The organism is Acinetobacter sp. Colony158 (assembly GCF_019264745.1).
Classification (GTDB): Bacteria; Pseudomonadota; Gammaproteobacteria; order Pseudomonadales; family Moraxellaceae; genus Acinetobacter; species Acinetobacter ursingii.
The window spans coordinates 1,171,659-1,184,249 of sequence record NZ_CP078523.1 but is presented as its reverse complement, the minus strand read 5'-3'; the positions used below and the strand labels follow the sequence as shown (position 1 = coordinate 1,184,249).

Sequence of the window (12,591 nt, the reverse complement as noted above, 5' to 3'; positions counted from 1 at the left end):
GATTTTWAATCATGCATCGCTTTTTCAACGTTTAAAAGTATTACGCACCATCAATGCACACTGTTATCTGAGTGCAGGTGTGATTCGGCAATTGATCTGGTCTGCGTTACATTATCAGAAATATGAGATTGAACAGGTAGAAATCTATGTGATTTTTTATGATCCTCATGCAGATTCACAACAACAGCAGCGCATTAAACAGGCCTTGCATAAACAATTTTCTTTAAACGAGTGGGATGTGGTTAATCAGGCGACCGAACATCATTGGTATTTAAACGAAAATGCTGAGAAGATAAAAGCCTATACCTCTTTATTCGATGCAATTTCTGCATGGCCTGAAACCGCGACTGCGATTGCAGTACGCCTCACTGAAAATGATCTGCTTGAAATCATTGCGCCCTTTGGGTTATCAGATTTATTCGAGCTAAAACTACGTTGGAATCCGCGTTTGGTGAGCTATGAGACTTTTTTGAATCGCGTCATTGAAAAACAATGGCTACAACGTTGGCCCAAGCTTAAATTGATTGAATCTCGCAAATAAAAAGCCCTTTTATCTTACTAAAAGGGCTAGATCAATCAGAATCGAGATTAAGATTGAGCCTGTTTTTTATTGTGGCGAATCGATAACCACGCGGTAATCCCCAGCACCAACACAATAAAGCTCAAGGAAATCCAGATTGGCATATGGAAGACATCAAGCATCAACATTTTAAAGCCGATAAATAGCAAGATAATGCCTAAACCATACGGCAGATAATGCATTTTTGATGCTGTTCCTGCCAATAAAAAGAACATGGCACGCAAGCCCAAAATCGCCATCAGATTTGCAGTAAGGACAATAAACGGATCGGTTGTGACTGCAAAAATGGCAGGAATAGAATCGACCGCAAAGATCACATCGGAGAACTCTACCAAGATCAGTACAATAAACAACGGCGTTGCCCAAAGAACGCCTTGCTCTTTGACAAAGAAACGATCACCTTTAAAACTTGGTGTGATACGCATATGTTTACGTAACCATTTGAGTAATGCCATATCTTCAATATTGGGCTGCTCATCTCCTTGACCTTTTAAGAACTTAAAGCCGGTATAGACCAAAAACGCACCGAAAATATATAAAATCCAAGAGAACTCTTGAACAAACCATGCGCCAATAAAAATAAAGATCGTTCTTAAAACAATCGCGCCTAATACACCATAAAGTAGGATTTTACGTTGTAACGAAGGTGGAATGGCAAAAGCAGCAAAAATCATCAACCAGACAAAAACATTATCAATCGCTAATGATTTTTCCAGTAAATAACCTGCCAGATATTCCATGGTTTTTTGGTTGGCAAGCGCAAGTCCTGCGGTTTGTTGTAGGTATAGCCATAATCCACCTGCAAACAGCATCGCCACGGTCACCCAAGCAATACTCCATGCTAGTGCCTGTTTAATGGGCACGGATTGGTCTTTTTTCTGTTTAAAGCCGAGAAAGTCGATTAACAGCATCGCAAAGACGATGCCAAAAAAGACCAGATACAGCCAAATATTACCGATAGAGTCCATAAATCTCTCCACATCTGGCAATTGGCCATAAAAAAACCTTGACCTGTCGCCAGATGAATAAAAAAACATCTGTATCAACATGATCAAGGTCTTGCCTACATCAAACTATATTTGATGCTCAGATACCGACTTTTTGCAAAGTGTATTGACGATATCTGACACGTTGTAAATTAACTTTTGATATTACATTAGTTTACAACGCTTGGAGGAGGCTACTCCCCTTGTCTACTTAAATTGAGTTTTGGAATCGAATCCAAATGTGTCTCTAGCATCGCATAATTATGCCGTTTAAGCAAATCGGATTTTTTCAATCTGCCTAGGTCTAAAAAAGTCATTAGAAGATTTCATAATCATCCTTGCCCTCCCGCCACACATCAAGGCAAGGGGTTGATCACGATCAAAATTTTATTTAAAAAATCACGTTTTAAACATCATGTTGCTAGATCATTCCTCAAAATATGGTGTTCAGTATCCTTTATCTTATAAATCTATTCAGATCTTTGGGTTAAAACGATAAATTGACATACACCATATCACGGTAAGTACCTGCTGGAACTTGTATGGACGGACGATCTTCTAGTCTGACCGAAATGATGTATTTATTATCTTTATGGGTGTTGGCGGTCAGTGGCACATTCCATAAATTATCCACGGGCCCTGCTACGGTTAAACGGGTTCTTAATTTGTAGGGACCATTGGTCACAAAACTTGAACCATCTGTGCTACGCAGATTCATACTGTTAAAACGAATGGTGTAAGCACTATCACAATTGACGTGAAATGATGTCGCAGCTTGGCTTTGATAGTAACTTCCCAAACGCATACGTGGTTCGGTAATTTGTCCCATAGAACACTGGCCTGCATAGAGACTGCCTAAAGCACAGTATGCAATGATGCCAAGTAATATTTTCATTGCCTTTCTCCTTATTTACAAGTCAACTCAATGACTTGATTGGATGTGGTGGTACTGGTTTTTTCTGGAATTTGTAATTGGCTATGACAAGCCTTGTCTCCTTGAGTACTAAGTTGATAGGTTTTAGGTAAAAGACCGTAGAGATAAACGTTACCTTGTTGGTCGATTGGATAGACTTGATCTGTATTTTGATCCAGATAAACGGGTGTCGCTCTGGCCAATAAATTTCCATTTTTATCGCGTAATTTTACGATCACTTGTTGGGTATGAGTTACTGGAAAATCAATGTAATAGCCGCGTTGATTGAGTGCGACCATTTTTTTGGATGAGTAATCAATTTTATCTTCAATCGGAAGTTGATCCTGATCAAAAGATAAATCGTAAGAAATATAAGGCAAAATATCATGGATAAAGAAATAGCCATTTTTATTGGTTCGACCAACAGGCGATAATGAACGCATCACATCGACATCTTTATAATCACCAACTTTGACCAATGCGAAGGCACTATCGACAGATTTTGTCAGATTTACCTGATGATTCAGCCAAACTAGTGCGCCACGATAGGACACGCGTGAATCATAAGAGTCAGAATTTTGAGTATGTTGTAAAGTCAAATCACCAACATCAGTTTTAAATAAACCAAATCCGTTATAAGTCATTTCACCATCACGACGTTCAGCGCCTATAGAATAATCAAAGCCTGTCTGTTCTGGAGAACTTTTCGCAAAGGTTAAACGTGTATCTCCATCTGTAGTTTGATCCAGATAAATATTTTTATTGTCATCCCAATTAAAAATAAGGGAGAAAAAAGCGCCAGAATCATTAAAATCCCCAAAATCTTTAAAATAGGACGCCGTAAAAGATAAACGTCTGGAAAAGCTTTTGGATATTCCGACTGTTAATAATTTTGAGTTATTTCGAGGAACTTCATCATCTGGATAATAACGCCGTTCGACATAGTTTAAATTAACACTATTGACATAAGGCACTTTAAAGAAGGATAGATACGCCAACGAATCGATACGAGGGTTTCGAAAGTCTTGAGTATATCCAAGTGATTGATAGTCTTCAGAAGAGTAACGCGTGCTCAGTCCCATCGAAAAGCTATCAAAACTATTGCTTACAGAAGCACCAACCGAATAACCATCATTTCCATAAGCAGAACTTCCTGCTGCATTTACATCTAATAAGGCATAACGCCCTAATGATTGTGTCCACATCAACCCTAAATTTTTTACATCATCACTATATGATCCATTAAAACCGAGAGTGGTATCGGTGCTAAAGCCACGACGAAAATAGACATTGGTAAAGAAATCACGATAGTCATTGCTGTCATAATCGTAATTAAAACGTAATTTACCTAAAGAGACGTTATATTCATTGAGTCCAACTTTGAGTAAACGATTGTTAATCAAAACTGGAAAATTTTGCACGGAGCGGTTGCCTAAAATATCTTCAACCACAATTTGGGCATTGCCTGATTGTTGGATGTTTGCACCCGTTTGTAAGGTATAGTCTCCTGGAGTCACGTTTTGTCGATAGATACTTACGCCATTGATATATAAATCAATGGTTGAAGGAACAATTGCACTCCCTCGTAAAATAGGTGTGTTCCAGTAAATAAAATCAGAACGTTCGCTAAAATTAGTCCCGAAACTAATCCCACCGAAGCGAAATGAATCAATCAGTGAATTATATATACTGGTATTATCCCCCAATGTCAGTCTGGTGAAATGCTGAGGAAAATCAATACTCAAAGAACTGTTTAAACGAATCACTCCTGTACTGTCATCGTCTGCATCATTTTTTCTGTATATCAATGAGTTATTGAGTAACCAATAATCCTTGAAAATCCCTAGTTCGTAAAAATTATTAAATTCATAGCCTTGATCAAATTTGTCATAAAAGAAGTCATAATTGAGAAATGCTCCTAAAGATGCTTTGTCAGGTTGTAGCATGGTATTTTGATTGGAATAACCGAGAAAATATTCAGCCGGAAAATCAATCTTGAGTGACTGACTTGCGTTATCAAAGTTGGAGTGGATTTGATCACTACTTACTAGACAATATTGTTCTTGAGAGGCGTGTTTTTTTAATAAAAATACTTTTAAATTAAGTGAATTAAGAATCTGACATTCAACATAATATTGATTATCCTGCTGTAAAACTAACGCCTCCGTATTCCGATCGAGTCCATTAATCCAGAGATTGGATAAGATGACATTGTCTGCCGCATGAACATGTGTAAATGCACATATCAAGCAGATATGTGCAGAAAGTGTCGATATTTTCATACAGATCACTCCTTAAGACTATATTCATAAGGCTGATCTTGTTTGTCGGTCAGAACGAGAAGTTTATATTGATTATTATGCAGATTAATTTTTTCAAAATTAAAATCTTGAGCTGTATTCGGAAGTAAATATTTCATTTGGCTTAAGTTTGCGACTTCTTTTTTTGAAGCATCTACCAACGTTAATTTTAAAATCTGAACATGTGAAGGAGAATTGTTCTTAATATTGACGACTAAATTGTTATTAATCGTTTTTGGTATGACATTGATATTGACTGGATTGAGCTTACCCACAAATAAAGGGACAGAAATATTAAATAAAAACGTTACTGAATCCGTGTCAACAGGCGGAGCTACTTCTTGAAAAATAATACGCCAGGTTTTTTCATCATTGGTGGTGATTCCTGCTAAAGGTTGGTTAAATCCAACACGAATGACCTGTTTTGAATTAGGCGCAATAATAAAGTTTTTGGGGTTAATAATGATATTGGGATCTGGCTCGTAGACATCCTCTCCTTTGTCATTTTGTGACCATTTCACGGCGGTTGCTTCAAAGGTTTTAGTGTCCTCCATGTCTTTTGAGTCCATGGTGACTGTTGCGCTACGTTGTTTGGTTTTATCGGTAATATAGAGTTGGATTGGACTAATTGATAAACCTGCCCATACTATATGGGTATACCCACATAAACCAAGTATTAAGATTAAAACTTTTCTTTTCATAACCCACCCGTATATTATTTATAAGTAATTAACTTTTGTATTCAATGGTATTTTTTATAATGTGATTGGATTTGAAGTAATGAAGTTGGCTCCATTGCTAGAATAGAACCAACTTTTTGAAACAGTAAATAAAATGGATTAGAAATAAACTGAAATATTATATTTATCAGTATAAGTTCCAGCGGGTTTGCTAATACCTAAAGAACCAGAGGTTTGTACTGTAATGCTATAATCGTTAAGTGAAGAAGTACCAGCAGTCATTGGTTCATTATATTTGATTGAACCTAAATTGACATTATTGGAGCCACGTTTAGTAGTAACAGTTGTTGGAATAGAATAAGTTCCATATTTTAATGCAGAGTTATTAGTTCCTGAAGTACGATTATCGGTATCAACCAATAGGTTATATGCTGCATTCGCACCTACACTAAAACCACCAGTACCAGTGCCTGTAGTGCTATTTAGAGTGATTTTTGTAGTGACATTTTTGAGTTCGCATACTTTTGGAATTGTGATTTCAATAGGAATAGACTTGCTTCCGCAGAGTTCTGTACAACCTTCAGGGTGCTGCGAACCGCCTCCGCCACCCCATAAGCTCGCCGTTTCTACCTCTGCATGAGCAATACCAACCACTCCACCAAAAGCCACCACTGACAATATTGTTTTTACAAGCTTGTTCATAACGTATCTCCCATCTTTTATTATTAAGATGCTGTTTGTTATTTATAAATTTACAATTATGAGATCTGGATTTTGAAAAAATCTTCTATTCATAACCGCTCTTTAATCATAGTTTAATCACACTAATAAACAATAATGTGATTTATTTCACATAAAATAAAATACTTTGATTTTTTATCTGGTTTAAATTGTTGTTATTTATTGTTTTTTAATTTTTATTCAAGCCAATCAGCATCTGAAATAAATTTGATTAATTTATTCATAAAAAATAGTTGATTTTTCATTTAAATAAAAATTATTTAAAATGAATAACTTAATAAAAATAAAAAATCAAAAAAATTTATATTTTGATATAAATTGTTACGTGTTATGAATTTTATTTGTGAATTTGTATTTATTATTGTTATTTATACTCAAAAAATATTTTTTTTAATCTCTATATCTATAAAAGAATGGATATTTCCATTATATTGTGTTTTTTATATTTACAATTGAATTTATATTTGGTTTGTAATTGATAAATGTTATATGAACAATCACCTTTAAAATAATATTTTTATAGCCTCTTAATTTCTAAATTATTGGAATTCAGACTAATATTTAATAGAATATGAAATGAAAAATATTGATTTAGCTTATCAAATTTAATCTATTTATACCTCAATAGCATGGATAAAATTAAGGCATTAAGGACGGAAAAAATTAAAAAGAGTCCAAAAAGGACTCTTTATAACGCTACGATTTGAGCAAAATTTATTTTAAGGCATTTAAAAGCTTTTGATGTAATCCGCCAAAACCGCCATTTGACATAATCACCACAGCATCACCCTCACCTGCTTCATTCACAATACGATTAATAATTTCGTCCAATGAACGACTGACTTGAGCATGATTGGTCGCAGCGTCGACCACAGGTTGTAAATCCCAATCCAGACCTTCGGGTTGATACCAGATCACTTCATCGGCCAAACGTGCTGATTGTGCCAGTCCCTCTTTATGGCTGCCCATACGCATGGTGTTGGAACGTGGCTCAATAATGGCCCAAAGTTTACGTTCGCCCAAGCGTTTACGTGCGCCGTCTAGCGTGGTTTCAATTGCGGTTGGATGATGGGCAAAGTCATCATAAACTTCAATGCCGCGAACAGTTCCAAGCAGTTCCATACGGCGTTTGACTCCATCAAAATTGGATAAAGCCTGACAAGCCTGTTCAATACTCACACCGACATGTTGTGCTGCTGCAATGGTTGCTAAGGCATTGGCGACGCTATGTTGCCCCGTCATACTCCATTGTACTTCAGCTTTGACCACACCGTGTTCTAGTACTTTAAAATGACTGCCATCCGCGCTAAGTTGTTCAGCACTGAGTGCAACATCAGGATTTGGATTTAAACTGGTACGCACCACTGCCGTCCAGCAACCCATATCCAACACTTCATCAATATGAGTTTCAGTGATTGGCGCAATAATGCATCCCTCACTGGGAATGGTACGCACCAAATGATGAAATTGTTTCTGAATCGCTGCCAAATCATCAAAGATATCGGCATGATCAAATTCAAGATTATTTAAAATCGCCGTTTTAGGATGATAGTGAACGAATTTTGAACGCTTATCAAAGAAAGCCGAGTCATATTCATCCGCTTCAACACAGAAATACTGACCGCCTCCCAAACGCGCACTTTCACTAAAACCGAGTGGTACCCCGCCGATCAAAAAGCCTGGATTTAAACCTGCCTGATCGAGTACCCAAGCCAGCATGGTGGTGGTGGTAGTTTTACCATGTGTGCCTGCAACGCCCAATACATGTTTCCCTTGCAAAACATGATCAGCCAAAAATTGTGGGCCAGAGATGTAAGGTAAACCTGCATTGAGCATATATTCAACCGCATCAATACCACGTTTCATTGCATTGCCTACAATCACCAGATCGGGATGCGGCTGTAAATGGCTGCGATCATAGCCTTGCATCAATTCAATGCCTGCATGTTCTAATTGGGTTGACATGGGTGGATAGACATTTGCATCGGAACCTGTGACTTTATGTCCTAAATCTCGTGCCAGAAGTGCCAAAGAACCCATAAAAGTGCCACAAATACCCAAAATATGCAGATGCATAACTCGCCTACTCCACTGCCCTGAGTTGGCCTTTTATTTCTATACGCCAACGTCAAATATCAATTTAAATTGACAGCAACGATAACAAGGCTGCATGGGAAAAGATAGTCATAAATCATGTGATTCGGGTGTTTTGCTGTTGCTTTTAGGTGAAATGACAGGGATTAAATTTTGACGAAAGAATTATTTTTTGAAATTTCGCTTTTATAATAAATTTGACTGTTCACAGACCGTTTGTGGTCTATTCTGATCAAGGATATTCATTTGAATCCAACATTGATTGCGCTTGGTTGTTTAATTATCTCAAATTGCTTTATGACGATGGCGTGGTATGGTCATTTGAAGTTTTTACATCATGCGCCTTTATGGCAAGCCATCCTGTTTGGTTGGCTGATCGCGCTGATGGAATATAGCTTTATGATTCCTGCCACACGTTATCTGGATCAACAAGGTTGGACGCTAGGTGAAATGAAAATTACGCAGGAAGTGGTAACGCTGATCGTATTTGTCCCTTTCATGCTGTTTTTATTCAAGCAACCGTTCAAATTGGACTATTTATGGGCCATGTTATGTTTGATGGGATGCGTCTATTTTGTGTTTCGTGGACAGTAAACTGATCTAGATCAAATGAAAAAAGCCCGACATCCTGTCGAGCTTTTTCATATTTTGCGCCTAGGTATAACTCCTGTCATCCCTCACGATCCTGATGCAAGAACTTATCATTTTTGTTTTCTGTTCTGGAACTTCCTGTTCCTGATGAATTCATCATAGGACAAAATAAAAAATAGACCTAGACGCTATTTTCTGAGAATTTTGTCAGTAAATGCTTACAGCAGTTTCTCGCTCAGCTTTGAATTATATTTCCTGTGATTTAATTTGGCTCAAAAACTGGGTAAAAGCATCAAACTTGATCAATTCAGATCAAATTGTCTCAGAGTTTTGGAGCTGTTGAAAAAAACCGCTATAATGCCGCGCATTCTCTTATCTTTCTTGGTGCAAACCGAGATCTCTATTTTTATCTTTGATACTTTGGAAATGCCAATGAACGCGGTCGCAGCGAAAGATGCTCAACCCTTAGTCGGAATTATTATGGGTTCTCAATCGGATTGGGCAACGCTAGAACATACTGCCAATATGCTCAAACAACTCGGTGTGCCTTTCGAAGCTGAAGTGGTTTCGGCACATCGTACTCCCGATCGTTTATTTGAATATGCAGAAACGGCGCGTGAACGCGGCATTCAGGTGATTATAGCAGGTGCTGGCGGCGCGGCGCATTTACCGGGGATGTGTGCAGCTAAAACTGATCTGCCAGTTTTAGGTGTCCCTGTAAAATCTTCGATTTTAAACGGGGTAGATTCTTTACTTTCAATTGTACAAATGCCAGCGGGTATCGCGGTGGGAACTTTGGCGATTGGCCCTGCGGGTGCAACTAATGCTGCAATTATGGCGGCACAGATTTTAGGTCTACATGATCCTGAAATTGCTAAAAATGTGGCTGATTTCCGTACTGCGCAGACCGATAAAGTCGCAAGCAACAATATTCCTGGTCAAGTATAACGAGGCAATCATGGATAAAACCATCGGGATATTTGGTGGTGGTCAATTGGGTCGCATGATGGCTCAAGCTGCATTACCATTAAATATTCAATGTACTTTTTTTGAAGCCCAGCAAGATTGTCCAGCAGCGGCGCTTGGACAGGTTTTTTCAAGTCAGGCAGAACATGGTTTAAGTGCTTTTATTCAAAGTGCCGATGTATTTAGTCTTGAGTTTGAAAATACGCCGCTTGAAGATGTGGATGCTCTAAGTCAAACCAAATCAATTTATCCGCCACGTCAGGCACTTGCGATTGCGCAAAATCGACTCTCGGAAAAGACTCTATTTAATCAGCTTGATATTCCAGTTGCACCGTTTAAAGCGGTCGATAGTCTAGACTCACTGAAACAAGCTGTGTCTGAGTTAGGCTTGCCGATTGTATTAAAAACCGCGACAGGTGGTTATGATGGCAAGGGACAATTTGTCTTGCGTCAAGCCGATCAGATCGAGCAAGCTTGGGCTGAACTGGGGCCTGCACAATCATTGATTGCGGAAAGTTTTGTGACTTTCTCGCGTGAAGTTTCTATTATTGCCGTGCGTGGCCAAAATGGTGAAGTCAAGACTTGGCCTTTGGCGGAAAATCATCATCATCACGGGATTTTATCGCATTCGATTGTGCCTGCACCGAACAGCATTGATTTGCAACCTGTTGCACAGGATTACATCACGCGGTTGCTCAATCATCTGAATTATGTTGGTGTACTCACTCTTGAATTGTTTGTGACGGAACACGGTTTATTTGCCAATGAAATGGCACCACGTGTACATAATTCAGGACATTGGTCGATTGAAGGTGCGGTGTGCTCACAGTTTGAAAATCATATTCGTGCGGTAGCGGGCTTACCATTAGGTTCAACAGATGTGATACGTCCAACCGTGATGGTCAATATCATTGGGCAACATCCAAAATCTGAGGGTGTGCTGGCTTTAAATGGCGCGCATTTACATCTGTACAATAAAACAGAGCGTGAAGGCCGTAAACTCGGTCATATCACCTTAATGCCTGTGAATAGCGAGGATTTGGTCGGTTTATGCCGCCAATTAGCGCAGATTTTACCTGAGCCATTGGCCTTAAAAGCCGATATGACGCTGTAATTTTTAAATTTTAGCTCCCAAAAAACGATCAAAATACTGGTCGTTTTTTTATGGTTTATTTTACTAGACCGCCTTTCAATCTGACCTTTTATCTTATTGATCTCGTCAAGTCGCGTAAATTTGGTTATTTTTTAACAAGCTTTGATTAGATAAAACCTATCTTTACTTCAACAATAAATGGCTAAAAATTTGAATTCAAATGGTAATAATATTGAGGCTTTTTATTTTGAATTTAAATTATCTTTGATGACTATTTAAGGTCTTTTTATTTTTATCCACAAGGAAGAAATACAAAGGACTAATAAAATACGTCGATGATGACGAATATTTTTGAATTCAAAAGTAGGCTTTTTATATTCTGTATTTTAAATTCAAAAACCAAGCGTAAGGTTATCCACAGATGCTTTGGTCGGTGGTGTTTGAATTTAAAGTAAGCGATCGGTGCGTATCCTAAAGTTTGAATTCAAAACAAGTGATCGTTATAAACTGTATAGGATGCTGTCTAAGTCATTATAAATACTAAAAAATCACGAATTCTTGGTTTTAATTCAATATTTTGACATAGCATCATGCTGAACATATTTTGAATTTAAATGGAGAAAGCTCTTTTGAATTTAAAATGAAACTGATAGGAAGGTTTGAATTTAAAAGTATTGCTCGATGATGAATTTAAAATGATAAAAATGAATTCAAAGTTACCAAACTTATCTGTCATCGTGCCATCTAAATGCTAAGGTAAAATCAAACTTTGAATTCAAAAATGGTGCTGATAACAATGCGACGTTTGCCTTTCTTTCTTTCTTCCTGTTTTTTTCTAGCGACTCAAGCTCAAGCTGAACTCATTATGAATGGTGCAAGCATTTCTACAACTACAACAACACCCGCAGCAAGCAGTTTTTCACCCCAAAATGATTTTCAGGGTTGTATCGCCAATTTGCGTTCACAAGCGGTTGCTTCAGGTGTCAGTGCTACAACTTATGATCGTTATACGCAAAATTTAAGTCCTGATTATTCGGTAATTGACAAATTAAATTATCAGCCTGAATTCTCAACGCCAATTTGGGATTATCTTTCGGGCTTAGTAGATGATGAACGGGTACAGGCAGGTCAACAAAAAATGGCGCAATATCGCGATGTGCTGAATCGTGCTTCGCAGGCCTATGGTGTTCCGCCAGAAACCATTGTTGCGGTTTGGGGTGTGGAAAGTAATTTTGGTGATATTTCTGGAAAATATCCGTTATTACAGGCTTTGGGAACATTAAGCTGTGAAGGACGCCGTCAAAGCTATTTTCGGGGGGAGTTTTTTGCCACGCTACGCATTTTACAGCGCGGTGACTTAAGGGAAGATCAGTTGAAAGGCTCATGGGCAGGAGCATTTGGTCATACTCAATTTATGCCGTCCACCTATGAGCGCTTAGCGGTTGATTTTGATGGTGATGGTCGCCGTGATTTGGTTTCAAGTGTGCCAGATGCATTGGCATCGACCGCGAATTTCTTGAAACAAGCAGGTTGGCAAACGGGCATGCCGTGGGGATTTGAGGTCAAAATTCCAGAAAATATCTCTATAAGTGGAGAAGGGCGACGTAATAAAAAACCATTGAGTAGTTGGGAACAGCGAGGTCTGAC

At 38.1% G+C, this 12,591-nt stretch carries 11 protein-coding genes; 5 read left to right on the top strand and 6 right to left on the bottom strand.

Annotation, left to right across the window (positions count from 1 at the left end; all coding sequences use genetic code 11):
* The first annotated feature begins 1 nt into the window (after position 1).
* The gene (locus tag JR005_RS04645) at positions 2-541 is read left to right on the top strand and encodes a nucleotidyltransferase family protein (RefSeq protein WP_218665636.1); all 540 of its coding nucleotides are present in this window, start codon (positions 2-4) and stop codon (positions 539-541) included.
* Between the two features lie 47 nt (positions 542-588).
* Here JR005_RS04645 and JR005_RS04640 read toward each other — a convergent pair whose 3' ends face one another.
* From JR005_RS04640 to mpl, 6 genes are all read right to left on the bottom strand, one after another.
* The gene (locus tag JR005_RS04640) at positions 589-1,548 is read right to left on the bottom strand and encodes a TerC family protein (protein ID WP_151721529.1); all 960 of its coding nucleotides are present in this window, start codon (positions 1,546-1,548) and stop codon (positions 589-591) included.
* A 505-nt stretch (positions 1,549-2,053) separates the two neighbouring features.
* Entirely contained in the window at positions 2,054-2,461 is a 408-nt protein-coding gene (locus tag JR005_RS04635; RefSeq protein ID WP_044437410.1) for a hypothetical protein, read from the bottom strand.
* 11 nt (positions 2,462-2,472) lie between these two features.
* A complete protein-coding gene (locus JR005_RS04630; RefSeq protein WP_218665635.1) occupies positions 2,473-4,761 on the bottom strand; it encodes a fimbria/pilus outer membrane usher protein in 2,289 nt (762 codons plus the stop codon).
* A gap of 5 nt (positions 4,762-4,766) precedes the next feature.
* A complete protein-coding gene (locus tag JR005_RS04625) occupies positions 4,767-5,480 on the bottom strand; it encodes a molecular chaperone (RefSeq protein ID WP_005005440.1) in 714 nt (237 codons plus the stop codon).
* 138 nt (positions 5,481-5,618) lie between these two features.
* Positions 5,619-6,161 (bottom strand): hypothetical protein, encoded by a 543-nt coding sequence (locus JR005_RS04620; protein WP_005005442.1) that lies wholly within the window; start codon positions 6,159-6,161, stop codon positions 5,619-5,621.
* 753 nt (positions 6,162-6,914) lie between these two features.
* On the bottom strand, positions 6,915-8,276 hold the full coding sequence (gene mpl, locus JR005_RS04615) for a UDP-N-acetylmuramate:L-alanyl-gamma-D-glutamyl-meso-diaminopimelate ligase (RefSeq protein ID WP_218665634.1): 1,362 nt from the start codon (positions 8,274-8,276) through the stop codon (positions 6,915-6,917).
* A 249-nt stretch (positions 8,277-8,525) separates the two neighbouring features.
* Here mpl and JR005_RS04610 point away from each other — a divergent pair, with 249 nt between their 5' ends.
* The 4 genes from JR005_RS04610 to JR005_RS04595 form a co-directional block, all read left to right on the top strand.
* A complete protein-coding gene (locus JR005_RS04610; protein WP_125625200.1) occupies positions 8,526-8,888 on the top strand; it encodes a DMT family protein in 363 nt (120 codons plus the stop codon).
* 429 nt (positions 8,889-9,317) lie between these two features.
* On the top strand, positions 9,318-9,833 hold the full coding sequence (purE, locus tag JR005_RS04605; RefSeq protein WP_005005447.1) for a 5-(carboxyamino)imidazole ribonucleotide mutase: 516 nt from the start codon (positions 9,318-9,320) through the stop codon (positions 9,831-9,833).
* Positions 9,834-9,843: 10 nt separating this feature from the next.
* Positions 9,844-10,965 carry a 5-(carboxyamino)imidazole ribonucleotide synthase gene (locus JR005_RS04600; protein WP_218665633.1) on the top strand — a complete coding sequence of 374 codons (1,122 nt, stop codon included), beginning with the start codon at positions 9,844-9,846 and terminating at the stop codon, positions 10,963-10,965.
* Positions 10,966-11,740: 775 nt separating this feature from the next.
* Positions 11,741-12,591, top strand: an 851-nt coding sequence (locus JR005_RS04595; protein WP_228731758.1) for a lytic murein transglycosylase, incomplete at its 3' end; no start/stop codon positions are given.